Below are 22,865 nucleotides of genomic sequence, written 5' to 3' on the forward strand. Positions count from 1 at the left end.
AGCAGGCGGGGGTCTCGACGAGATGCCGGGGTCTCGGCGCGGCGAGAGGGGCGACCGCGCGTCAGACGGCGGTGGTCTCGCGCTTGGGCAGCACCCATCCCGCACGCGGGAAGTGGCAGGTGTAGCCGTTGGGGTACTTGATCAGGTAGTCCTGGTGCTCGGGCTCGGCCTCCCAGAACGGACCCTCGGGCTCGATCGTGGTGACGGCCTTGGCGGGCCAGAGACCCGACGCGTCGACGTCGGCGATCGTGTCGCGGGCCACGGTCTCCTGCTCGGGGGTGAGCGGGAAGATCGCCGAGCGGTAGCTCGACCCGATGTCGTTGCCCTGACGGTTCAGGGTCGACGGGTCGTGGATCTGGAAGAAGAACGCGAGGATGTCGCGGTAGGCCGTCTTCGTCGGGTCGAACACGATCTCGACGGCCTCCGCGTGCCCGGGGTGATTGCGGTAGGTGGCGTGATCGTTCTGCCCCCCGGTGTAGCCGACACGGGTGTCGAGCACGCCCGGCTGGCGACGGATCAGGTCTTCCATGCCCCAGAAGCAGCCGCCGGCCAGGACGGCCGTCTCGGTTCCGGGTGTGCGGGTGATGGCTCCGGTGTCGGTCATGACTGCTCCTCAGGGGTGTGGGCGGTGGTGGTGTCGAAGAGGTGGCTGTAGCGACCGTATCCCTCTTCCTCGAGCCTGTCAGCGGGGATGAACCGGAGAGCGGCGGAGTTCATGCAGTATCGCAATCCTCCCGCGTCTCGGGGTCCGTCGTCGAACACGTGCCCGAGGTGGCTGTCGGCGCCGGCTGATCGCGCCTCGGTGCGCTTCATGAACAGTGTGCGGTCGGTGCGGGTCGTCACGGCATCCGCCTCGATCGGCTTGGTGAAGCTCGGCCATCCGGTTCCGCTGTCGTATTTGTCGGCGGATGAGAACAGCGGCTGCCCGGAGACGACATCGACGTAGATGCCGGCGTCGTGGTTGTTCCAGTAGGCATTGCGGAAGGGCGGCTCGGTGGCGTCCTCCTGCGTCACCTCGTACTGCAGGTGCGTGAGCTCGCTGACCGCCTGAGGGGTCTTGCCGTAGTCGTTCGACATGATCTGTCTCCTTTGTCCGACGCGGCTGGCTGCGGCGTCTTAGAGGAGAACCGGCGGAGGTCCGTTTTTGGTCCCGTGGGGCTGGGAGCGGGCTGTGAGTTTCGGGGAAGTCGATAGAGTTGCTCGTCTGCACGCTTCTGCACACGGATTCCTGGGGAGAACGCACATGTCGGTGGGATTGCTCGCGGTCGTCGATGACATCCTCAGCGCGGCCATGAAGGCGTCCGCCAAAGCCGCGGGTGTCGTGATCGACGACGCCGCTGTCACCCCGCAGTACGTGCAGGGGATCACGCCCGCGCGGGAGCTGCCCGTGGTCGCGAAGATCGCGCTGGGGTCGTTGGCGAACAAGTTCGTGATCATCATCCCGATCGCGTTGCTGCTGACGGCGTTCGCCCCGTGGGTGCTGCCGTATCTGCTGATCCTCGGTGGCGCGTATCTGTGCTTCGAGGGCGCCGAGAAGGTGCTCGAGTGGTTCGGCGTTCATCACGGTCACGCGGACGAGGGTGCCCGTGACGAGAGGAAGCTCGTGTTCGGTGCCGTGCGCACCGACCTCATCCTGTCGACCGAGATCATGCTGATCTCGCTCTCCAATCTCGAGGCGGGCCTCGACGTCTGGACGACGCTCGCCATCCTCGCGGTGATCGCGGTGCTGATGACGGGTGTCGTGTACGGCGCGGTGGCGCTACTGGTGAAGATCGACGACATCGGCCTGAAGATGGCGAAGAGCCCGGAGCGCCGGGTGCGTCACACCGGGACGCGCATCGTGCGGTCGATGCCGGCGGTGTTCCGCTTCATCAGCATCCTCGGCACCGTGGCGATGCTGTGGGTCGGCGGGCACCTGCTGCTCGTGAACCTCGGTGAGGTGGGCGTGCACTTCGGCGCCGACATCCTGCACGCTATCGAGCACGCCCTGGAGCCGGCCGGCGGTGTCATCGTGTGGATCGGCGACACTCTGTTCTCGGCGATCGCCGGGCTCGTGGCCGGCCTGATCATCGTCGGCGCGGTGCTCGGGATCGGGCGCGTGTTCGGCAAGCGGCCGAGCTTCCACGAGGGCGAGGAGTCGCCCGCCGACGTGCACGTCTGAGCCCGCGGTCTGATCTGCACTCGGGTGCGCGCGTAGACCGCGCGTCCGAGCCGGTGGTGCGACGCGGACGCGGATGCGCTCGCTACGCCGCGATGTCGTAGCGAGCTCGCCCGCCGAGGCGCGGGGTGCGGGCCGGGTCGACGTTCGCCGGCGGGATCAGCCACACGCGACCCGCGACGCCTATGCCGTCGATACGGATGTCCCATCCGTTGTCGTGGATCCGATGATGACACGACTCGCAGAGCAGCACCCCGTTGCGGAGGTCGGTCGGGCCGGCATCTCGCTGCCACCACCGGACGTGATGGGCCTTCGTCATCTGAGGCGGGAGTCCGCACATCGCGCATCCGCCGTCGCGTTCGACGAGCGCCAGGCGCTGAGCTCGGGTGAAGAGTCGCTTCTCCCGCCCCCAGTCCAGGATTTCCCCGTCCGATCCGAGGACCGCCGGGATCACACCCCCACTCGCCGCCATCCGCCGGCACGTGCTGACGCTCACGGGGCGTTCGGTGCCGTCGATCATGGCGACGCCCGAGCCTGCCGTGAGGTCGTCGAGCGACACCCGCACGACGACCGTGGCCCCGGTCGCCGGCATCCCGCCGTTGTCGCAGCCGGTGGCATGCTCGCAGATCGTCGTCAGCGCATCGGCCTGGATCATCGCGACGGTGCGGCGGTCGGCATCGGGAGCCGTAGGCTCAGGTGCCTGCGCGCGGGCCTGGAACGTCGCTCCGACGTAGGCCTGGATCGCCGCCTCGATGGGTGCCCCCGAGGCGATGTCGGTCTGCAGAGTGAGGTGCAGCGATCCGTCGCGCTCGAACATCGTCAGTGACCGCTGTGACCTCGCCTGCTCTTCGCGCGGCGCCACGCCGTCGGGGTCGAGCCACGCCTCCGCGCGAGCGACCAGCTTGCGCACATCGTCGAGCGACAGCCCTCTCGCCCGCTCGACCAGAATCCCCTCGGCCTCGCCGACCCGCGCGATGCCGACGGTGAGTCGCGCACGATCGAGCAGAGCGACGACGACCGCCGCGGCTGCCGCGCTCAGCTCACCCGCGGCGAGCGCTCGCCGCACGGACGGGTACCGCGGCGGCAGCGCCTCGCCGAGGAGGTTCGCCCGAGGTGCTGTCGCCTTCCCGAGTTTCACGAGTCGAGCCGCGTCGCCTGTCGATCCGCCGGTGGTGGCGGCGATCATCGTCGCGGGGTTGCGGAATCCCTGCTGCTTCGCCAGTCCCTCGGGCCCCAGCTGGGGCCGCGATTCGCGGGCGATGCCTGCTGCGATCTCTGCATGGATCCCATCGAGCCTGCGCTGCACCACGCCGACGGCCGCGTGCGCGGCGAGCAGCTGCGCGCGAGAAAGTTCAGCGCCGTCACCGGCATCCGCCCACGCCTCGTCGAGGCGCGTGAAGGCCTCGAGGAGAGGGGCGAGATGCGAGCTGGTCATGCCCTCAGTTTAGTACATTTGTTCGAATCAGCGTCAGAATCCCGGCATGCGATCACGGATCGCCGCCCGCGATCCCCCTCTGCATCCAGCCCCCTCGGCCACCTCCACGATCACTTCCCGTGATCGTCGCTCCGCAACCACTCGTCGAAGGCGACCCACCCCTGCACGGCATCCGCTCCGCCGCGCAGCCAGCCGGACGCGAGGCCGCGGCCGTACGCGCCGGGCAGCCGCACCTGCAGCACTCGCCGGCGCGAGCCGTCGAACGCGAGCTGTCGTCGTGCGACATCGGCGAGCACCTCGTCGCGGGGTCCGACGATGTCGGCGGCTCGCCCGACCGGGCCGCCCTCGGCCACGCGCACGAGATGCGCCCCGACCTCGCGCGCCGCCACCGGGCGCATGAGCAACGTCGGCATCAGCGCGACGGGACCCCCCATCCCCGAAAGGAGCTGCCCGGCGAACTCATGGAACTGCCCGGCCCGCGCGATCGTGAACGGCACGACACCCGAGGCCACGGCGCGCTCCTGCGCGAGCTTGCCCGCGAAGTAGGAGGCGTCGATGTCGTCGATGCCGACGATCGACAGCGCCACATGGTGCCGCACGCCGACCCGCCGCTCCGCGTCGAGCAGGTTCCGGGTCGCGGTCTCGAAGAACGCCTTCGCCTTCCGCGCCGACAGGGTCGTGCCGCTGTTCGAGGCGTCGATGACGGCATCCGCTCCGTCGAGCGCCTCGACGAGACCGACTCCCGTCAGCACGTCCACCCCGCGTGACCGGGCGAGCACCACGACGTCGTGACCCGCCTCGGTCGCGGCGTTCACCACGTACCGACCGACCACTCCCGTTCCTCCGGCGACGGCGATCCTCATCTGCATCCTCCTGCTGTGCGACGTGCGACTCCTCGGGCTCACATTCTCCCGCGCAGTCGCCCACCTGCGCGCACCCGACCACGCGCAGCCCCTCCCGCACACCCGACCACGCGCAGCCCCCTCCCGCACACCCGACCACGCGCAGCCCCCTCCCGCACACCCGACCACGCGCAGCCACCCGACCCCCGCCAACACCCGACCGGTGAGCGCGCACGCCGGTCGCACCGGCATCCTGCTAGCGTCGTCCCTGCGCACCCGCAGACCCCCTGCGCACCGCACGCCCCGCAGGAGAACCGATGAGCGACGCTCAGATCCGGGATGCCGAGACGGCCGACCTCGACGCCATCACCGACATCCACAACCATGCCGTCGAGCACACCACGGCCATCTGGAACGAGAACGCCGTCGATGTCGCCGACCGCGCCGCCTGGCTGGCCGCACGGCGGGAGCGCGGATACCCGGTGATCGTCGCGGTCGACGAGACCGGCGTCGTCGGCTACGCCTCGTTCGGGGACTGGCGCCCGCACAGCGGCTACCGCCACACGGTCGAGCACTCCGTCTACGTCCGCGACGACCAGCAGGGTCGCGGCATCGGCAAGGCCCTCATGATCGAGCTCATCGATCGTGCCCGCCGCCTCGGCGTGCACGTCATGGTCGCCGCGGTCGAGAGCGGCAACCTCGCATCGATCGTGCTGCACAAGCGCCTAGATTTCCTCCAGGTCGGACGGATGCCGCAGGTCGGCGCCAAGTTCGGACGCTGGCTCGACCTCACCTTCCTGCAGCTGATCCTCGACGAGCGCCCGTTCCCGCCGGAGTCGGCGCCGGAGCCGTCCGACACCGACGGAGCCGCCGAGTGAACCCCCTCCTCTGGCTCGTCGACGTCTTCAATTCGCAGTGGGTGCTGCCGGGCGGTCAGGCGCTCCTCGTGCGCGAGGTCGTGGGCAACGCGTTCGGGCTCGCGAGCGCGCTCGGCGGCATGCGCCGCAAGATCTGGGCGTGGCCGGTCGGCATCGTCGGCAACCTGCTGCTCCTGACCGTGTTCCTGGGGACGATCCTGAACCCCGACCATGAGCTGCCGCATCTGCTCGGCCAGGCCGGCCGTCAGGTCATGTTCATCGTCGTCGCGATCTACGGGTGGGTGCGCTGGAAGCGGGCGTCGAGCGACGACGGACGGGTCACCCCGCGCTGGGCGCCGAACAGCGCGCGTCTCGGACTCGTGCTCGTCCTCGTCATCGGCACGGTCGCGCTCACCCCGCTCTTCCGCGCGCTCGGCTCGTACGAACCGGTCTGGGCGGACGCGTGGACGTTCGTCGGCTCGCTGCTCGCCACCTATGGCATGGCGAAGGGCTGGACGGAGTTCTGGCTCATCTGGATCGCCGTCGACGTCGTCGGGGTGCCGCTGCTGTTCGCCGCCGGGTTCTACGCGACCGGGTTCATGTACGTGTTCTACGGCGTCTTCACGGCCGTCGGTTTCGTGGTCTGGTGCCGCGCGCAGGCGAACGCGAAACCGCAGGTCGAGACGCTGATGCCGGATCCGCGCCCGCAGACCGCTCCGGTCCGCACCCGTCAGCGCCGCCGTCGCTGACCGCCGCCCCTGCTGCCGCTGCTGCTTCCGCTGCCGCTGCCGCTGACCGCCCGCCCGTTTCGAATCGCCCGGATCGCAGTTTCCACCCGGGTGAAGTTGCCAATCGCGCTACTCGAAACGCCGTCGTTGTGACGGGATGTGTCGGCGACACTGGCTGAGAACGGCCGGTCGCGGTTGCCTTGACGGCATGACCCGTCAGATCCGCTTCAACGCCTTCGACATGAACTGCGTCGCCCACCAGTCGTCCGGGCTGTGGCGCCACCCCGACGACCGCTCGCGGCAGTACAACACGATCTCGTACTGGACCGACCTGGCGAAGCTTCTCGAGAGCGCGACGTTCGACGGCATCTTCATCGCCGACGTTCTCGGCACCTACGACGTGTACGGCGGCACGAACGAGGCCGCGATCCGCAACGGCGCGCAGGTACCCGTGAACGACCCGATCCTGTTGGTGAGCGCGATGGCGGCCGTCACCGAGCACCTCGGCTTCGGCGTGACGGCGGGCACGGCGTTCGAGCATCCGTACCCGTTCGCGCGTCGCCTGAGCACGCTCGACCACCTCACCCAGGGCCGAGTCGGCTGGAACGTCGTGACCGGCTACCTGCCCAGCGCCGCGCGCAACATGGGTCAGGAGGACCAGCTCGCGCACGACGACCGCTACGACCACGCCGACGAGTACGTCGAGGTGCTCTACAAGCTGTGGGAGGGGTCGTGGGAGGACGACGCGGTCGTCGAGGACCGCGAGCGCGGCATCTTCACAGACCCGTCGAAGGTGCACCCCATCGGCCACCAGGGGAAGCACTTCAGCGTCCCCGGCATCCACATCTCCGAACCGTCGCCGCAGCGCACTCCCGTGATCTACCAGGCCGGCGCGAGCCCGCGCGGCGTGAAGTTCGCGGCCGAGAACGCGGAGGCGATCTTCGTCGCCGCCCCCTCGAAGGAGGTGCTCGCCGGCACCGTCAAGCGGATCCGCGATGCACTGGAGGATGCCGGACGCGACCGCTACGACGCCCGCATCTACACGCTGCTCACCGTGATCACCGCGGCGACGAGCGAGGAGGCGGCGGCCAAGCACGCCGAGTACCTGTCGTACGCCAGCCCCGAGGGCGCGCTCACGTTCATGTCGGGCTGGATGGGTGTCGACCTCTCGCAGTACGCCGAGGACGAGCCGGTCGGGAACGTCGAGTCGAACGCCATCCAGTCGGTGCTGCAGCACCTCAAGGAGGAGGCGGACCTCGGCCGCGAGTGGACCGTCGGCGACTTCGGACGCCACAACGCGATCGGCGGCCTCGGCCCCACGGTCGTCGGCTCGGGCGAGGAGATCGCCGACGAGCTGCAGTCATGGGTCGACGAGACCGACATCGACGGCTTCAACCTCGCCTATGCGGTGACCCCCGGCACCTGGCAGGACGTCATCGAGCACGTCATCCCCGTGTTGCGCGAGCGCGGGCTCTACCCCGAGGAGTACACCCCGGGAACGCTGCGCCACAAGCTGCTCGGCAAAGGCGACCGGGTGCAGGACAGCCACCGCGCCGCTCGGTACCGGGTCGGAGCGCGGGTCGACTAGAGAAGACCGCGCCCGGACCCGCGGGCGCACCCGTGCCGGGACCCGCACCCGCACCCGCACCCGCACCCGCGGGAGATCGAGAACACATCGGAAGCACCCGATTCGCGTGCGTGCGCCCTCTTTCGACGCCCGCAGGACGATAAATCCCTGGTCAGCGCCATTGGTTAAGCATTTCGTTATGTCGATCTGAGAAGTCGAACTTCACACTTATGTGCGGCGTGGACATAATCGTTCACGAAGGGTTCACCCACACCCGAGACCCCCTTCACCCCCGACGACAACGGAGCCGTCGACGACGACTCTCCGTGTTTCGTGCCACCTCGAGCGAGGGCGCCCCTGCGCGCCTTGGAAGGACTTCGTCATGCCCGCTTCACAGCATTTCCGCCGTCACAGCAGCATCCAGGCCCGTTGGATCGGCGCCGTCGCCTTCGGCGCCGCATCCGTCCTCGTCCTCGCCGGTTGCGGCGGCTCAGGCGACGCCGGTGAGTCGGGGGGTGAGGGCGGGTCGCAGACCCTCGTCTTCGGCCTCTCCGCCGAGCCGGCGACCCCCATCACCGGCATGCAGCAGGGCGGTGCCGTGAACCAGCTGCTCACCATGGTGCACCGCGGGCTCATGACGTACGACGAGACCGGCGCCGTCGTGCCGGGCGTCGCCGAGTCCGTCGACACCAGCGACCCGACCTCGTACGTGTTCACGCTGCGACCCGACCTGACGTTCCACGACGACACCCCGCTCACCGCCGACAACGTCAAGAACTCCCTCGACTACTACCGCGACCCCGCGAACGGCTCGCAGCTCGCCGCCGGCCTCAAGGACATCACCGACATCACCGCCGACGGCGACACGGTCACGATCGCACTCGCGCAGCCGAACACGGCGTTCCTGCAGTACCTCGCCCTGCCGTTCGCGGCGATCGTGCCCGACTCGTCGCTGAACGCCGATACCGCCAACTGGGTCGGCGCCGGCCCCTTCGAGATGACGAACCTCGATCAGGGCATCGGCCTCACGGTCGAGAAGAACGACGACTACTACGACGCCGACGAGGTGTCGCTCGACAGCATCGAGGTGAAGTTCTACCCCGATGGCGAGGCCCGGACGAACGCGCTGCTCAGCGGCGACGTCGACATGATCGAGTACGTGCCGTGGGAGAACTTCCAGCGGGTGTCGGATGCCGGGCTCACGGTCGACGCGCAGCAGGGACCGTTCCAGTACGTGCAGTTCAACGTCGAGGACGGCCCCTTCGCCGACCCCAAGGTGCGCCAGGCGGTCGCCTACGCGCTGAACCGCGAGAACGCGGTGACCGCGGCGTTCCAGAGCAACGGCGCCCCGCTCGACGGCATCGTGATCCCGCAGGACGACGCCGCCTACGACCCGAAGGCCGCGGAGCTGTGGAGCTACGACCCCGAGAAGGCCAAGGAGCTGCTGGCGGATGCCGGGTACCCCGACGGGTTCTCGGCGACGCTGCTCGCGACCTCGCAGTACACGTTCCTGCAGGACAACGCCCTGTCGGTGCAGGAGGACCTGCGTGCGGTCGGCATCGACGTCACCCTCGACGCCCCCGACTGGTCGACCCGCGTCAGCAAGGGCAACGCCGGCGAGTACGACCTGGCCGTGTCGGGTGACGCCGGTGTGATCACCGATCCGTCGTACCTGCTCAACTGGGTCGTCGACAGCCGCAACTACAACGTCGGCTGGGGCTACTCGAACGAGACCCTGCGCGGCCTCATCGAAGACGGACTCCGCTCCGCGGACGACGACGCGGCGAAGAAGGAGATCTACGCCCAGGTCGCCGACATCTGGGCGGAGGACGTGCCGTTCGCGTCGATCAACACCCGCGAGCAGGCGTACGCGTACAACGACAAGGTGAAGGGCTTCGAGACGCTGCCCGGGTTCCTCGTGTTCTACAGCTCGCTCAACCTCGCACACACCTCCGTGGAGTGACCCTGCCGTGATCCTCTTCATCGCGAAGCGGCTGGCGATGGGGGTGGGACTGGTCCTGCTGGTCCTCACCCTCATCTTCTCCGCACTGCAACTCGTTCCGGGCGACCCCGCCGTGCTGCTCCTCAGCACGGGCGACGGCGGGGCGCCCAGCCCGGAGGCCGTCGCGGCGCTCCGCGAGCAGCTCGGCCTCAACCAGCCGCTGCTCACCCAGTACCTGTCCTTCCTCTCCGGCGTCTTCACCGGCGACCTGGGCGAGTCGTTCCGCACCTCGCAGCCCGTGCTCGAAGCGATCGGCGCCCGCCTCCCCCGCACCCTCCTGCTCGTCGCCTACGCCACGATCCTCTCGATCGTGATCGGCGTCGCGATGGGCGCCCTCGCCGCCCGCCGGGGCGGCTGGGTCGACACGCTCGTCACGGCGCTGAGCTCGATCGGCGTGGCCCTTCCCGTGTTCGTGTTCGGCGCCGTGCTGATCCTCGTCTTCTCGATCACGCTGGGCCTCTTCCCGGCCGGCGGCTACATCGACCCGTCGAAGGACCTCTTCGGCGCGATCAAGAGCCTCACCCTCCCGGCGGTCTCGCTGGCGGTCGGCTTCGCGGCGCAGATCGCGCGCATGACGAGGTCGGCTGTGCTCGAGGTGCAGACCCAGGACTGGGTGCGCACCGCGAAGTCGATCGGCCTCGCCCCGATGACGGTGTTCCGCCGGCACGTGCTGCGCAACTCGCTGACCCCGGTGGTCACCGTCGTCGGCATCGGCTTCGGCACCCTGCTCGGCTCGACCGTGCTCGTAGAGCGGGTGTTCAACTACCCGGGCTTGTCGAGCCTCCTCGTCGACGGGGTCACGACGCGTGACTACCCGGTCGTGCAGGGCGTCGTGATCGTGATCGCCATGCTCTTCATCGCGATCAACATCGTCGTCGACATCACCTACGGAATCCTCGACCCCCGAGTGAGGCGAGCATGAAACTCAGCCCCCGCCTCCGTCAGGCGATCACCCCGCTCCGCGCCGTCATGGTGGTGTACCTCGTCGTCGTCATCGTGCTCATGGTCTTCGCGCCGCTGCTCGCCCCGTACGACCCGATCGCCCAGAACGTCGCGATCCGGCTGCAGCCGATGTTCAGTCCAGGTCACCTGCTCGGCACCGACGAGCTCGGCCGCGACATCCTCTCCCGCGTCATGTTCGGCGCGCAGGTCGAGCTGTTCATCGCCCTCGGCGCCACGGTTCTCGCGACCGTGCTCGGCACCCTTCTCGGGCTGCTCGGTGCCTACTTCAACGGCATCACCGAGGTGGTGACGATGCGACTCATCGTCGACGTGATCCTCGCCTTCCCGCCCATCGTGCCGGCGCTCCTCGCGGTGACGCTGTACGGACCTGGTCCGGTGACGCTCATCATCGCGATCGGCGTGCTGTTCGCTCCCATCTTCGCCCGCATCACCTACGGGCAGGTGCTGTCGACGAAGCGCGAGGAGTACGTCGACGCGGCCCGCACGTTCGGGGCGCCAACCGTCGTCATCCTCTTCCGCACCGTCCTCGCCAACGTCTCGGCGCCGATCATCGTGCAGTTCTCACTCACCATGGCCGCGGCGATCCTCATGGAGTCCGGGCTCAGCTACCTAGGCCTCGGCGTCGTGCCGCCCACCCCGTCGTGGGGCTCGATGGTCGCGCAGGGGCAGCGGTACCTGACGACCGATCCGCACGTGCTGCTCGTGCCGGGCGCGGTCATCGTGCTGACGATCCTCGCGTTCGGCATCCTCGGCGACGCCCTCCGCGATCTCCTCGACCCGAAAGCGAAGAAGCGCTCATGAACGAACCGCTGCTGCAGGTCGACGGCCTGTCCGTCGAGTTCGCCACCCCCGACGGCTGGCGCCAGGTCACGTACGACGTGTCGTTCAGCGTGGACCGCCGTAAGACGCTCGCCCTCGTGGGCGAGTCGGGCTCCGGCAAGTCGGTCACGGCGATGTCGATCCTCGACCTGCTCCCTCCGAACGCGCGCCGCACCGGACGCATCCTCTTCGACGGCACCGATCTCGTGCCACTGCGCGATAAGGGGCTCCGTCCGCTGCGAGGCTCGCGCATCGCGACGATCTTCCAGGAGCCGATGACCGCGCTGAACCCCGTCTACACGATCGGCCACCAACTGATCGAGGCCCTCACGAGCCACCACGACCTCGACCGCACGGTGGCGCGCGAGCGCGCGGTGCAGCTGCTGCGCGACGTGCACATGCCGGCGCCCGAAGAGAAGGTTGACCACTACCCGCATCAGCTCTCGGGCGGTCAGCGCCAGCGCGCGATGATCGCGATGGCCATCTCGTCGGAACCCGATCTGCTCATCGCCGACGAGCCGACCACCGCTCTCGACGTGACCGTACAGGCCGAGATCCTCGACCTCATCGCCGAGATCCAGGAGCGCATGGGCATGGCGGTGCTCATCATCACGCACGACATGGGCGTGGTCGCCGACGTCGCCGACGAGGTCGTCGTCATGAAGGACGGCCGCGTCGTGGAGGAGGCGCCGTCGGCCGATCTGTTCAAGACCCCGAAGGAGCCCTATACGCAAGCGCTGCTCGCTGCGGTACCGCACCTGGGCAAGGCCGACGACTTCCTGTCGGCCGCGAACAACAAGCTCCGCATCGACGGCGTGACGGCCTCGACCCCGCTGCCCGAGACGGTGCTGCGGCTGCAGGATGCCGTGATCCGGTACCCCGGTCGCTGGCGCCGCCCCGGCTTCCAGGCCATCAACGGCATCGACCTCGAGGTGCAGCGCGGCGAGATCGTCGGCCTGGTCGGCGAGTCCGGGTCCGGTAAGTCGACGATCGGCAAGGCCGCGATCGGGTTGCTGCCGGTGACCGAGGGCACGCTCGAGGTACGCGGCGAGCGCATCACCGGTCGGCCGGGGCGTGCGCTGCGCCAGCTGCGACGCCACGTGACGATGGTCTTCCAGGATCCGGCATCCTCTCTCAATCCCCGTCGCACGATCGGGCAGGCCATCTCCGACCCGCTGCTGTGGCAGGGTCTCGTGCGCGACCCCCGCGCGCGGCGGGCGAAGGCGAAGGAGCTGCTGGAGCGCGTGCAGCTCAACCCCGACTGGTCTGACCGCTACCCGCACGAGCTGTCGGGCGGCCAGCGGCAGCGCATCGGCATCGCCCGAGCCATCGCGACCGATCCGGTGCTGATGATCGCCGACGAGCCGACCTCGGCGCTCGACGTGTCGGTGCAGGCACAGGTGCTCGACCTCTTCCTGGCGCTGCAGCGCGAGCTCGGCTTCTCGTGCCTGTTCATCAGCCACGACCTGTCGGTGGTCGAGACCCTGTCGAACCGCGTCGTGGTGCTGCGGCACGGCGACGTCGTCGAAGAGGGGCCGACCGAAGAGGTGCTGCACCACCCGCACGACGACTACACCAAGCGCCTGATCGCTGCGGCCCCTGTGCCCGACCCCGAGATCCAGCGCGTGCGCCGCGCCGAGCGCCTCGCGCTGAGGAGGGGGTAGCGCATGGAGACCCGACGACTGGAGCTGTTCGTGACGCTGGTGGATGCCGGCGGCTTCAAGCAGGCGGCCGACAGCCTCTTCATCACGGCACCCGCCCTGTCGCAGCAGATCTCGCGGCTCGAGAAGGATGTGGGCGTCGCGCTGATCGACCGCACCACGCGACCGATCACCCCCACCGAGGCGGGCCGCGAGTTCTACTACCGCTGCCGCCGTGTGCTGGAGGCCATGCAGCACATCACCCAGCTGCTCGACGACCAGCGCAGCCACGAGTTCGGGCGTGTGCGCGTCGGCATCGTGCCGGCGATGATGTTCAGCTCGCCGGCACGCGCCGTGCGGCAGTTCATCCGCGCGCATCCGACCGCCACGGTGCAGGTGCGCAGCATCGGCACCTCGCTGTTGATCGACGAACTGCACCAGGGCTCGATCGATGTCGCCGTCCTCCTCACCCAGCCCGACGTGAAGGAGCTGACGTCGCGGGCGCTGTTCAGCGAGGACTACCTCGTGGCGCTGCCCGACGACCACCCGCTCGCGGCGGTCGACGAGGTCGACTTCGCGATGCTGCGCAACGAGCGGATCATCCAGGGTCCGCGCGTGGCGAATCCCGCCGGGTACGACGCGGTCGTGACGGCGTGCATGCGCGCGGGCTTCTCGCCACGGTCGCTCGAGGTCGTCGGTTCCTACCTCGATCACGCCGCGATGGTGTCGGCGGGCATGGGCATCTGCTTCATCCCGAAGTCGCTGGCGGACATCCCCATGCACAACGTCGTCTACCGCACTCTCGTGAACCCCTCGGTGGGGCTCACGACCTCGATCTCCTGGTTCGACCGCCGCCTCGACGCGGTCGGCCGGGCGTTCGTGCAGCACTGCATCACCGAGCTCTCCGTTCCGGAGAGCCTCACCACGGAAGAAGGTTCATCATGAAGTTCGCGATCGGCCAGATGGTCTCGGGCGACGACAAGGCCGCCAACCTCGCGGAGATCACCCGGCTCACCGAGGAGGCGGCCGCCGACGGCGCACGTCTCGTCGTGTTCCCCGAGTTCGCGATGTTCGACGTCCCCACACTCGACGCGGAGTTCGTCAAGCAGGGCGAGCCGCTCGACGGCCCGTTCGTCACGGGTCTCGCCGAGCTCTCCCGCCGCACGGGGGTGTCGATCGTCGCGGGCATGCTCGAGTCGATCGACGGCGAGCCGCGCGGGTACAACACGCTCGTGCTCGTCACACCGGACGAGGGTCTGTCGCGGTTCTACCACAAGCTCCACCTGTACGACGCGTTCGGGTTCCTGGAGTCGGACCACATCCGTCCCGGCGACATCGCGGGACCCGTGACCTTCACCGTCGACGACGTGAAGGTCGGGATGCTGACCTGCTACGACCTGCGCTTCCCCGAGGTCGCCCGCGAACATGCGGACGCCGGCGTCGACCTTCTGCTGTACCCCGCCGCCTGGATGCCGGGGGCCCGCAAGGAGGACCACTGGAACACCCTCGCCCGCGCCCGCGCGATCGAGAACACGCTCTACGTCGCCGCGGTGTCGCAGGGCCCCGGCGTCGGCACGGGCGGCAGCATCATCGTCGACCCGATGGGCATCACGCTCGGCGAGATCGGCGAGTCCACCGGCATCGCCGTCGCCGACGCCCGCCCCGAGCGCATCGCCCAGGTGCGCAGCGTGAACCCCTCGCTCGCCAACCGCCGCTTCACCGTCGTCGCCTCGGCCTGACGGCTCACCCGGAATCGAAAGGAACATCATGACTCACACACTCAAGCAGGGGGCATGGCTCTCGGACGGCAGCAGCGCGATCGGCGAGATCGTCGCCGGACTCGGCTACGACTTCGTGGTGCTCGACATCGAGCACGGCTCGTTCGACCTCGCGATCCTGGAGCGCTTCATCCCACTGCTCAAGGGCCTCGGCCTCGAGGTGCTGTCGAAGGTGCTCGTCCCGGAGCGCGGCGCGATCCAGCAGGCGCTCGACTTCGGCTCGGACGGCGTCATCATCCCGCACATCGAGGGACTCGAGCACGCGAAGCGCATCACGGACTTCGCGAAGTTCCCGCCGCTCGGCTCGCGCAGCCTCGCGGGCGGTCGCACCATGGGCTACCGCGGCTACTCCGACGAATGGATCGCCGCCCAGGACCGCGACATCAAGGTCTTCCCGATGGTGGAGGACCCCCGGGCCCTGCAGGACGTCGAGGGGATCGCGGCGCTGCCGACGGTCGACGGCATCTTCATCGGCCCCGGCGACCTCGCCGCCATGAGTGGGCGCGGCGCGTACCGGCAGACCGAGGCCGACTTCGACGACTTCCGCCGCGTGATCGCCGCCGCCCGCGCGAACGACAAGCCCTGGGTGCTCCCCGCGTGGACCACGGTCGAGAAGGAGTTCGCGATCGCCGAGAACGCCGACTACGTGCTGCTGACCATGCAGCACGCCGCGATCTCCGAGGGCTACGGCAACGCCCGCACCCTCATGGACGGACTCATCGCCGACGCATCCGTGTCCGTCGCCTCCTGACCGGCAGCCCCCGCCGATATAGGCCCAGAACGACACCAATCCCGCACGATCCGGAGTGATCCGTGCGGGATTCGTGTCTTCGTGTGGGCGCTCGTGTCCGCATAAAGCGCGCGCCGCGTCAAGACCCTTTGCCCTCAGCGCGAGGGCGCGCAGACTTCGGTCATCCGACCGATGGGAGCATCACCGATGACTGCGCTCGCGCACTCCACCCTCGAGACCGTCACGGCGCGGGGTCCGATCAGTGAGGCCGTGCTCGGCCGGCTCCGCGGGAACGTGGACGCCGGTCCGACGGATGCCGCGCGCGCGGCGCTTCCCCTGACCGCCGACGTCATCCGCGACGACGACGTGCAGCTGGCGCTGTTCCTGCTGTATGCCTCGTCGTACGGCTCCCTGCCCGGTCTCGATCCCGATCTCGAGTGGGATGCCGACCTCATGGCCACGCGGCGGATCCTCGAGGCCTCCTTCGAAGCGGCGGTCCGCGCGGAGGTGCCGCAGCCCGAGTCGCCCGAGCCGACGGTGGATGCCGTCGGCCGCGCCCTCTTCACGATGGCCGCAGCCGACACCGGCCCCAGCCTGTCGCGGTACATGGCCAAGAAGGCCACCCGCGAGAACGTCGTCGAGTCGTTCATCCAGCGCTCGGTTTACACGCTGCGCGAGGCCGACCCGCATTCCTGGGCGATCCCGCGTCTGGCCGGCCGCGCCAAGGCGGCGCTCGTCGAGATCCAGGCCGACGAGTACGGCGGCGGGCGCCCCGACCGCATGCATGCGACGATCTTCGCGCGCGCGATGCGGGGCGTGGGTCTCGACGACACCTACGGCACCTATGTCGACGACGTGCCGGCGATCACGCTCGCATCACTGAACCTCATGTCGCTTTTCGGCCTGAACCGCCGACTGGTCGGCGCGATCGTCGGTCACCTCGCGGCGTACGAGATGACCTCGTCGATCCCCTGCCGCCTGTACGCCGACGGCCTGCGCCGCCTCGGCTACTCCGACGAGGTGGTCGACTACTTCGACGAGCACGTCGAAGCGGATGCCGTGCACGAGCAGATCGCAGCGCGCGACCTCGCCGGGGCCCTCGCCGAGGATCACCCCGAGATGCTCGACGACATCATGTTCGGGGCGGCCGCGTGCCTGACGGTGGACGGATGGATGGGCGCCCACATCCTCGACGCCTGGCAGCGCGGAGAGTCGTCGCTGCGCACGGGGGCGCGGGCGTGAGCCGCTCGGGCGAGCGGGTCACGATCACGGCCTACCCCGACGGACCGCTTCTCGTGCGCGGGGCCGCACAGCTGCAGACCGTCGAGGGTGAGCCGATCGAGGTCACGCGCGGCACTGTCGCTCTGTGTCGATGCGGACTCTCGACCATCAAGCCGTTCTGCGACGGCACCCACAAGGCGGCGGGTTTCCGCACCGACGTCTGACCTGCCCCCACGGTCCGCCCCGCGAGCCGCCTCTCTTCAGCGCGGATTCAGCGCGCGGCCGCCACACTGGAGCCATGCGGATCCTGGTGGTGGACGACGAGGTGCGCCTCGCCGACGCCGTGCGCCGAGGGCTCGAAGCGGAGGGCTTCGCCGTCGATGTCGCGCACGACGGCGTCGACGGGCTGTGGCGTGCGCGCGAGACGCGGTACGACGCGATCGTGCTCGACCTCATGATGCCGGGGATGAGCGGATGGAAGGTCTGCGAGGCGCTGCGCGCCGAGGAGAACTGGACCCCCGTGCTCATGCTCACCGCGAAAGATGGCGAATGGGACCAGGTCGAAGCGCTGGAGAGCGGCGCCGACGACTACGTCACGAAGCCGTTCTCCTTCGCGATCCTCGTCGCCCGCATCCGCGCGCTCGTGCGTCGCGGGGCGGTCGCTCGGCCGGCGGTCCTCGAGGCAGGAGACCTGCGACTCGACCCCGCCGCGCATCGGGTGTGGCGCGCCGACACCGCCGTCTCGCTCACCGCTCGCGAGTTCGCCGTGCTCGAGTACCTGATGCGGCACCGCGGTCAGGTGCTCTCGAAACGCGCGCTCATCGACGGGGTGTGGGACGACGACTTCGACGGCGACCCGAACATCGTCGAAGTGTACGTCGGCCACCTGCGCCGCAAGGTCGACAAGCCCTTCGGGCGTGAGGCGATCGAGACCATCCGCGGTGCCGGATACCGACTGGCGGCCGACGGTGGGTAGCCGCGGCTGGCGCTCGGTACGGGGGCGGACGACGCTCGGCGCGACGGCGGTCGTCGCCGTCGCGCTGATCGTCGGGGCGTTCTCGTTCTACGGCATCCTCTCCAGCAGCATCCGAGCGAACACCGAGCGCGCCGCCGAGCAGCGCGTCGACGAACTCGCCGAGCGGCTGGAAGGGCCGGGAGCGCGCGACATCCGCACCCTCGACGACGAGATCGTGCAGATCATCGGACCGGACGGCGTCGTACGAGCGGCGAGCGAGGAGGCGCAGGACGAGCTGGGCTCCACGGCGCTGCCCGCAGACGGCGACACGCACACCATGACCATCGACGACACCCCCATGCTCGTCGTGTCGGAAGACCTGCGCGACGACCAGACCCTCGTTCTCGCCGTGCGTCTCGATGACGACGACGAGGCCCTCGCGACCGTGGCGCTGCTGCTGCTCGTCGCCGTGCCGCTGCTGCTGATCCTCGTCGCCGTCACCACCTGGCTCGTGGTGGGACGCGCGCTGCGACCCGTGAACCGCATCCGCGAAGAGGTCGACGGCATCACCGCCGAACGTCTGCACCAGCGGGTCGAGGTGCCGCCGTCGGCCGACGAGATCGCCGCGCTCGCCAGCACCATGAACGGGATGCTCGATCGCCTCGACGCCGCCGCCACCGCCCAGCGACGCTTCGTCTCGGACGCCTCGCACGAGCTGCGCTCTCCCCTCGCGACCATTCGTCAGCACGCCGAACTCGCGCAGGCGCACCCCGCCACCACGAGCATCGGCGAGCTCGCAGAGGTCGTGTCGGAGGAAGGACTCCGGTTGCAGGGCATCGTCGAGTCGCTGCTGCTGCTCGCCCGCCTCGACGAGGGCGCCGGCACCCTCAGCGAACCCGTCGACCTCGACGACATCGCCCTCGGCGAGGTACGTCGGCTGCGCGCGTCGGGACTCGAGGTCGACGGCTCGGGCATCTCCGCGGCCAGGGTGCCGGGAGACCCGCGCCTGCTCGGACAGCTCCTGCGCAACCTCGCCGACAACGCCGCTCGACACAGTCGCGGGCGCCTCGCGCTCGGCGTCGCGTCCGCCGGCGGGCAGGTCGTCGTCACGGTCGAGGACGACGGCTCGGGCGTTCCACCGGAGGAGCGGGAGCGCATCTTCGAGCGCTTCGTGCGGCTCGACGAGGCCAGGAGCCGGGATGCCGGGGGCAGCGGCCTCGGACTCGCCATCGTGCGTGCGATCGCGACCGCCGCCGGCGGCACCGTCGTCGTCGACGACTCCCGCTGGGGCGGCGCCCGCTTCGTGGTGACCCTGCCGCTCCCCCACGCCGGACGTCGAGGGGACGCGCGGGCGCCTTCCTGAAAGCCGCTTCAGGTCGCTTCAGGCTCGCTTCAGCGCCCCTCCGACACCATCGGAGACATGAACGACAAGACCCCGAACCAGGACCACAGCCCCGAGCCGGAGGATGCCGCGCGCGCGACGCACGAGACCACCCCGCTCTCGTCTCCGGATGCGCCGACGGTTCCCGTCGCCCCGGCATCCGACTCCCCCGCCGACCATGCGACCGTACCCATCGACCCGACGCCCGCGGCCGACCCCGCGCCCGCGGCTGCCCAGGCCGAGCCCGCGCCGGCGGCGACGAACCGCCGCAAGCGTGGCCTGCTGATCGGCGGGGGCGTCCTCGCGGCCTTGCTGCTCGCGGGTGGCGGCGTCGCGGTCGGCGCGGCGATCGGCGACGAGATCGGCGACGACGACGACCGCCCCGGATCCTCCGACGGTCCTCGCGACGATGAGGGAGCTCCCGGCCAGGGTCAGCAGGGAGGGCGGCCCGGAGAGGACCGCGGCGACGGTCGCGACGACGACGGCCCCGCGGACGGCCCCGACGGAGGCCCGGCCGCCGGACCCGGCAACGGCCCCGCGACCGGTATCGGCACGGCATCCGCCGACGAGCTCGTCGACATCGCGAACACCGCACGCGGCGCGGCCGACGGCGATGTCACGTCGATCGACGCGAAGCGCGACGGCGCCTGGGAGGTCGAGCTCACGACCGCGACCGGCGGCGAGACCGAGGTACGCGTCGACCGCGAGGGGAAGGCGTCCGTCGTCTCGACGAAGGACGGCGACGACGACGACGACACCGCCCCCGCATACGTGCTCGACGAGGCGGCGATCCGCGCGCTCGTCGCGGCGGCCCTCGACGAGGCCGACGGCCTGATCACCGACCTCGGCGCCGACGACGACGCATCGAGCCCTTACGACGCCGAACTCACGACCGGCGACCGCCGCTCGATCGATATCGACTTCGGCACCGACTTCGCCGTCGTCGGCACCGACTCCGACGACTGACCGGCACGCGCCCCTCGTTCACAGTCACGCGCGAGCCGCGTGAACGCGGTCATGGTGTTCTTGTACCGCGACCGGAAACGGCAGGGGTGTCGACCGGTCGCAGCACCGCCGTCCTCCCCTCGCGGACGGCACTGGTGGGCGGGGCGCCTTCATCCGCCCCGCCCACCATCTCGTCTGCTACCTCACGGTCGCGGTGTACGCCCCCGAGCCGGAGTCGGACTTGACCACCAGGCGGTACGAACCGGCACCGGCGGTGTAGCTGAACTTCTCATCCGGGCTGGCCGAGGTGCCCTGCGCGACGGTCATCCACCCGAGGAACGAGTAGTTGCGCTGCAGGTAGACGTCGAAGTCCGCGCCCGTCGGGCCGTCGAGGCAGACCTCGATCGCACCGGCCGCGCGGGTGAACGACGTCGAGACGACCTGCTGCCCTGCGGCGAGCGACCCGGCGCTCACCGTCGTCCCCGTGCACGTGCTCGGCGGGGTCACGGGCGCGGCCGAGACCGCGAGCCGGAAGGTCGACGTGTCGCTCGTCGCCGGTGATCCGGCGTCGCGCACGGTCGCCGTGATGGTCGAGCTGCCCGCCGCGGAGGGGGTTCCCGAGATCACGCCGGTGGCGGTGTCGATCGCGAGTCCGGCCGGAAGGCCGGATGCGGAGAACACGTACGGCGCAGCGCCGCCCGTGGCACTGAGCGCGACGGTCAGGGCCTGCCCGACCACCCCCGTGCGATCGGAGACCGCCGCGAGGTCGACCGCGGAGGTTGCGGGCGGTGTCGTGCCGCCGACGAAGCCGGTGTACAGCAGCCGATTCGGCGACGAGGCGTCGAGCCCGGTGATCCTGCCCGAGGTGGAGTTGTCGACGATCGCGGCGTGCACCTGTGCCGGGGTCGCCGACGGGGTCGCGCCGAGCACCAGGGCCGCAGCGCCGGCCACATGCGGTGAGGCCATCGAGGTCCCCGTGACCGATGCCGCGGCCGTGTCCGACGTGAACCATGACGACGTGATCTCGGTTCCCGGTGCCCAGACGTCGAGGCAGCTGCCCCAGTTGCTGGTCGGCGCCTTGCCGTCGGTCCGGGTCGTGTTGCCGACGGTGATGGTCTCGGGCACGAGCTGCGGGCTGAATCGGCATGCGTCCTCGTTGGCGTTGCCCGCGGCGGAGACCCAGGTGATCCCCGACGCGACGAGGCGCTTCACGGCCTCATCGACCGCCGGGATCGAGCACGCCCTGCGGCATCCGACGCTGTAGTTGACGACGGCGGGGCGCACGGCGTTCTCCGCGACCCACTCGATGCCCTCGAGGATGGTGGTGCTCAGCGACTCGCCGTTGCAATCGAGCACGCGCACCGGGTACACCGTCGCCTTCTTCGCGACGCCGTAGGAGGTGCCGACCGCGGTGCCGGCCACATGCGTGCCGTGGCCGTTGCAGTCGTTCGCGTTGCCGCCCGCGGTCACCGCGTCGTACCCGGGCCGGATGCGTCCCGAGAACTCCGAGTGGGTGAGACGGATGCCGGAGTCGACGATGTAGACGTTCGCGCCCGCTCCGGCTGAGTCGGGGTACCGGTACCGGCCGTCCAGTGGGAGGGTGCGCTGATCGACGCGATCCGTGCCCCAGCTGGGCGGATTCACCTGCTCGGCGATCGCGTAGACCCGCTGCGCCTGCTCCACGTGATCGACCCTGTCGTCTGCGGCGATCGCGAGCGCTTCGGCCTCGGTGAGCGTCGCCGAGTATCCGTCGAGCGCCGTGTTGAAGACGGCGCGGATGTCGCCGCCGACGGCGTCGGTGAGCGCGGCGGCGATGTCGTCGGCCGCACCGAGAGCCGACTGCGGCTTGAGCACCACGAGGTACTCGCCGTCGACGGCGGATTCGGAGTCGGCACCGACGATCACTGGTTCGTCGTCGTCGGCGCTCGCGAACGACGGCGTCAGGACGAGTGCCAGACAGGTGAGTGCGGCAGCGGATGCTGCGGCGATGCGTGGCGCGACGGTGCGCCACGGGGTGTGTGTGAACACGGTTCTTCCTCTCGTGGGGGGGGGTGAGGCAGCGCCCGGGGAGGCGCTCTCGCTGAGGGGTCAGCGAGCGAACCCGTCGGGGGGACGGGCGCGTCGGAGGGCAGCGCGCCGAGCGCGATCGCTGCGGATGCCGCGTCGCTCACGGACGTCGGCGGGGGATGGGCGGCATCGTGGCCACGGTGCCTGTCGAACGACCTGGGGTGTCGTTCGCGACGAACCTAAGGCGGACGGGGAAAGTGCGTCAAGAGCACCGGCCGGCCTGCCGAGCGCCGTGGGGATGCGTCCGAATCCGCTCGTGTCCGTGGATAAATCCCGGAATTCCGGGGGTTTCCCCCTCGTGTACGGCGAGCAAGATGCGGTCGCCGGGTGGCCGCTGCCTCGCGCGAAATATGCCGGGATGAAGCGTTTCCGAGGCGATCCCGGTCCGGGTCGGGCGCGCGAACGCCTCGGCCGCTCTGCTCGTGAATGAGGATCCTCCCCGCTCGCCGACGATGATCCGCCGCGTGCCCGCCGACTACGATCGAGGCATGTCCCACTCCGACACGACCGAGATCTCCATCGGCGGGGAGATGATCCGCCTCGGTCAGTTCCTCAAGTTCTCCGGACTGCTCGATTCGGGCGGCGACGCGAAGGAGGTCATCATCGACGGCTTCGTGAAGGTCAACGGCGAGATCGACCGCCGCCGCGGTCGGCAGCTGCATGACGGCGACCTGGTCACCGTCGACGGGCGGACGGTGCGGGTACGCCCCTGAGCGCCTCCGCTCTCCGCGCACGCGCACGCGCAGACCACCGCGCACGCGTGTAACCCACACCCCC

At 69.8% G+C, this 22,865-nt stretch carries 22 protein-coding genes; 17 read left to right on the forward strand and 5 right to left on the reverse strand.

The genetic code is table 11. The features are described 5' to 3' along the window. Positions 1 to 61 precede the first annotated feature (61 nt). Both msrA and msrB read right to left on the reverse strand, forming a co-directional pair. Positions 62 to 604 (reverse strand): peptide-methionine (S)-S-oxide reductase MsrA, encoded by a 543-nt coding sequence (gene msrA / locus FSY98_RS07400; RefSeq protein WP_144875354.1) that lies wholly within the window; start codon positions 602 to 604, stop codon positions 62 to 64. Beyond that, the gene (gene msrB, locus FSY98_RS07405) at positions 601 to 1,077 is read right to left on the reverse strand and encodes a peptide-methionine (R)-S-oxide reductase MsrB (RefSeq protein ID WP_144875356.1); all 477 of its coding nucleotides are present in this window, start codon (positions 1,075 to 1,077) and stop codon (positions 601 to 603) included. Before msrB ends, msrA begins: the two co-directional genes overlap by 4 nt. Positions 1,078 to 1,243: 166 nt before the next feature. On the opposite strand from msrB, the gene FSY98_RS07410 reads away from it, so the two are divergent. Then, positions 1,244 to 2,161: a DUF808 domain-containing protein gene (locus FSY98_RS07410; protein WP_144875358.1), complete on the forward strand. Its 918-nt coding sequence runs from the start codon at positions 1,244 to 1,246 to the stop codon at positions 2,159 to 2,161. An 82-nt stretch (positions 2,162 to 2,243) separates the two neighbouring features. Here FSY98_RS07410 and FSY98_RS07415 read toward each other — a convergent pair whose 3' ends face one another. Continuing rightward, positions 2,244 to 3,593 carry an HNH endonuclease signature motif containing protein gene (locus tag FSY98_RS07415; RefSeq protein WP_144875360.1) on the reverse strand — a complete coding sequence of 450 codons (1,350 nt, stop codon included), beginning with the start codon at positions 3,591 to 3,593 and terminating at the stop codon, positions 2,244 to 2,246. A 110-nt stretch (positions 3,594 to 3,703) separates the two neighbouring features. Continuing rightward, positions 3,704 to 4,456 (reverse strand): SDR family oxidoreductase, encoded by a 753-nt coding sequence (locus FSY98_RS07420; protein WP_144875362.1) that lies wholly within the window; start codon positions 4,454 to 4,456, stop codon positions 3,704 to 3,706. A gap of 296 nt (positions 4,457 to 4,752) precedes the next feature. Between FSY98_RS07420 and FSY98_RS07425 the strand changes: the two genes are divergently transcribed. The 15 genes from FSY98_RS07425 to FSY98_RS07500 all read left to right on the forward strand — a co-directional run bounded on the left by FSY98_RS07425 (position 4,753) and on the right by FSY98_RS07500 (position 20,042). Further along, positions 4,753 to 5,313 (forward strand): GNAT family N-acetyltransferase, encoded by a 561-nt coding sequence (locus tag FSY98_RS07425; RefSeq protein ID WP_144875364.1) that lies wholly within the window; start codon positions 4,753 to 4,755, stop codon positions 5,311 to 5,313. Continuing rightward, positions 5,310 to 6,041: a nicotinamide riboside transporter PnuC gene (pnuC, locus tag FSY98_RS07430; protein ID WP_144875366.1), complete on the forward strand. Its 732-nt coding sequence runs from the start codon at positions 5,310 to 5,312 to the stop codon at positions 6,039 to 6,041. The genes FSY98_RS07425 and pnuC overlap by 4 nt, the downstream gene beginning before the upstream one ends. Before the next feature lie 187 nt (positions 6,042 to 6,228). Beyond that, the gene (locus tag FSY98_RS07435) at positions 6,229 to 7,608 is read left to right on the forward strand and encodes an LLM class flavin-dependent oxidoreductase (protein WP_144875367.1); all 1,380 of its coding nucleotides are present in this window, start codon (positions 6,229 to 6,231) and stop codon (positions 7,606 to 7,608) included. A 361-nt stretch (positions 7,609 to 7,969) separates the two neighbouring features. After that, entirely contained in the window at positions 7,970 to 9,550 is a 1,581-nt protein-coding gene (locus FSY98_RS07440; RefSeq protein WP_144875369.1) for an ABC transporter substrate-binding protein, read from the forward strand. Between the two features lie 7 nt (positions 9,551 to 9,557). Beyond that, positions 9,558 to 10,511: an ABC transporter permease gene (locus tag FSY98_RS07445; protein WP_222119124.1), complete on the forward strand. Its 954-nt coding sequence runs from the start codon at positions 9,558 to 9,560 to the stop codon at positions 10,509 to 10,511. Then, positions 10,508 to 11,353, forward strand: a complete 846-nt coding sequence (locus tag FSY98_RS07450; RefSeq protein ID WP_144875371.1) for an ABC transporter permease — start codon at positions 10,508 to 10,510, stop codon at positions 11,351 to 11,353. The genes FSY98_RS07445 and FSY98_RS07450 overlap by 4 nt, the downstream gene beginning before the upstream one ends. Then, complete coding sequence (locus tag FSY98_RS07455) at positions 11,350 to 13,035, forward strand: ABC transporter ATP-binding protein (protein ID WP_144875373.1); 1,686 nt, start codon at positions 11,350 to 11,352, stop codon at positions 13,033 to 13,035. The genes FSY98_RS07450 and FSY98_RS07455 overlap by 4 nt, the downstream gene beginning before the upstream one ends. 3 nt (positions 13,036 to 13,038) lie before the next feature. Beyond that, positions 13,039 to 13,956, forward strand: a complete 918-nt coding sequence (locus FSY98_RS07460) for a LysR family transcriptional regulator (RefSeq protein ID WP_144875375.1) — start codon at positions 13,039 to 13,041, stop codon at positions 13,954 to 13,956. Next, positions 13,953 to 14,750: a carbon-nitrogen hydrolase family protein gene (locus FSY98_RS07465; protein ID WP_144875377.1), complete on the forward strand. Its 798-nt coding sequence runs from the start codon at positions 13,953 to 13,955 to the stop codon at positions 14,748 to 14,750. Before FSY98_RS07460 ends, FSY98_RS07465 begins: the two co-directional genes overlap by 4 nt. A gap of 28 nt (positions 14,751 to 14,778) precedes the next feature. Continuing rightward, entirely contained in the window at positions 14,779 to 15,540 is a 762-nt protein-coding gene (locus FSY98_RS07470; protein ID WP_144875379.1) for an HpcH/HpaI aldolase/citrate lyase family protein, read from the forward strand. Between the two features lie 186 nt (positions 15,541 to 15,726). Continuing rightward, on the forward strand, positions 15,727 to 16,761 hold the full coding sequence (locus FSY98_RS07475) for an iron-containing redox enzyme family protein (RefSeq protein ID WP_144875381.1): 1,035 nt from the start codon (positions 15,727 to 15,729) through the stop codon (positions 16,759 to 16,761). After that, positions 16,758 to 16,964, forward strand: coding sequence for a CDGSH iron-sulfur domain-containing protein (locus FSY98_RS07480; RefSeq protein ID WP_260857309.1), 207 nt, complete (start codon positions 16,758 to 16,760; stop codon positions 16,962 to 16,964). Before FSY98_RS07475 ends, FSY98_RS07480 begins: the two co-directional genes overlap by 4 nt. A gap of 74 nt (positions 16,965 to 17,038) precedes the next feature. Then, positions 17,039 to 17,716: a response regulator transcription factor gene (locus FSY98_RS07485; protein ID WP_144875386.1), complete on the forward strand. Its 678-nt coding sequence runs from the start codon at positions 17,039 to 17,041 to the stop codon at positions 17,714 to 17,716. Beyond that, a complete protein-coding gene (locus tag FSY98_RS07490; protein ID WP_260857310.1) occupies positions 17,682 to 19,058 on the forward strand; it encodes a cell wall metabolism sensor histidine kinase WalK in 1,377 nt (458 codons plus the stop codon). The genes FSY98_RS07485 and FSY98_RS07490 overlap by 35 nt, the downstream gene beginning before the upstream one ends. A gap of 57 nt (positions 19,059 to 19,115) precedes the next feature. Further along, positions 19,116 to 20,042 carry a hypothetical protein gene (locus FSY98_RS07500; RefSeq protein ID WP_260857311.1) on the forward strand — a complete coding sequence of 309 codons (927 nt, stop codon included), beginning with the start codon at positions 19,116 to 19,118 and terminating at the stop codon, positions 20,040 to 20,042. 177 nt (positions 20,043 to 20,219) lie between these two features. Here FSY98_RS07500 and FSY98_RS07505 read toward each other — a convergent pair whose 3' ends face one another. Continuing rightward, positions 20,220 to 22,049, reverse strand: a complete 1,830-nt coding sequence (locus FSY98_RS07505) for a S8 family peptidase (RefSeq protein WP_144875392.1) — start codon at positions 22,047 to 22,049, stop codon at positions 20,220 to 20,222. 527 nt (positions 22,050 to 22,576) lie between these two features. On the opposite strand from FSY98_RS07505, the gene FSY98_RS07510 reads away from it, so the two are divergent. After that, a complete protein-coding gene (locus tag FSY98_RS07510) occupies positions 22,577 to 22,801 on the forward strand; it encodes an RNA-binding S4 domain-containing protein (protein ID WP_144875394.1) in 225 nt (74 codons plus the stop codon). The last annotated feature ends 64 nt before the right edge of the window (positions 22,802 to 22,865 follow it).

The organism is Microbacterium sp. 1.5R (assembly GCF_007667425.1).
In the GTDB taxonomy this organism is placed as follows: domain Bacteria; phylum Actinomycetota; class Actinomycetes; order Actinomycetales; family Microbacteriaceae; genus Microbacterium.

Coding starts and splice junctions, on each gene's coding strand:
- msrA (WP_144875354.1), bottom strand. CDS start 604: ATGACCGACACCGGAGCCATCACCCGCACACCCGGAACCGAGACGGCC.
- msrB (WP_144875356.1), bottom strand. CDS start 1,077: ATGTCGAACGACTACGGCAAGACCCCTCAGGCGGTCAGCGAGCTCACG.
- FSY98_RS07410 (WP_144875358.1), top strand. CDS start 1,244: ATGTCGGTGGGATTGCTCGCGGTCGTCGATGACATCCTCAGCGCGGCC.
- FSY98_RS07415 (WP_144875360.1), bottom strand. CDS start 3,593: ATGACCAGCTCGCATCTCGCCCCTCTCCTCGAGGCCTTCACGCGCCTC.
- FSY98_RS07420 (WP_144875362.1), bottom strand. CDS start 4,456: ATGAGGATCGCCGTCGCCGGAGGAACGGGAGTGGTCGGTCGGTACGTG.
- FSY98_RS07425 (WP_144875364.1), top strand. CDS start 4,753: ATGAGCGACGCTCAGATCCGGGATGCCGAGACGGCCGACCTCGACGCC.
- FSY98_RS07435 (WP_144875367.1), top strand. CDS start 6,229: ATGACCCGTCAGATCCGCTTCAACGCCTTCGACATGAACTGCGTCGCC.
- FSY98_RS07440 (WP_144875369.1), top strand. CDS start 7,970: ATGCCCGCTTCACAGCATTTCCGCCGTCACAGCAGCATCCAGGCCCGT.
- FSY98_RS07450 (WP_144875371.1), top strand. CDS start 10,508: ATGAAACTCAGCCCCCGCCTCCGTCAGGCGATCACCCCGCTCCGCGCC.
- FSY98_RS07455 (WP_144875373.1), top strand. CDS start 11,350: ATGAACGAACCGCTGCTGCAGGTCGACGGCCTGTCCGTCGAGTTCGCC.
- FSY98_RS07460 (WP_144875375.1), top strand. CDS start 13,039: ATGGAGACCCGACGACTGGAGCTGTTCGTGACGCTGGTGGATGCCGGC.
- FSY98_RS07465 (WP_144875377.1), top strand. CDS start 13,953: ATGAAGTTCGCGATCGGCCAGATGGTCTCGGGCGACGACAAGGCCGCC.
- FSY98_RS07470 (WP_144875379.1), top strand. CDS start 14,779: ATGACTCACACACTCAAGCAGGGGGCATGGCTCTCGGACGGCAGCAGC.
- FSY98_RS07475 (WP_144875381.1), top strand. CDS start 15,727: ATGACTGCGCTCGCGCACTCCACCCTCGAGACCGTCACGGCGCGGGGT.
- FSY98_RS07485 (WP_144875386.1), top strand. CDS start 17,039: ATGCGGATCCTGGTGGTGGACGACGAGGTGCGCCTCGCCGACGCCGTG.
- FSY98_RS07500 (WP_260857311.1), top strand. CDS start 19,116: ATGAACGACAAGACCCCGAACCAGGACCACAGCCCCGAGCCGGAGGAT.
- FSY98_RS07510 (WP_144875394.1), top strand. CDS start 22,577: ATGTCCCACTCCGACACGACCGAGATCTCCATCGGCGGGGAGATGATC.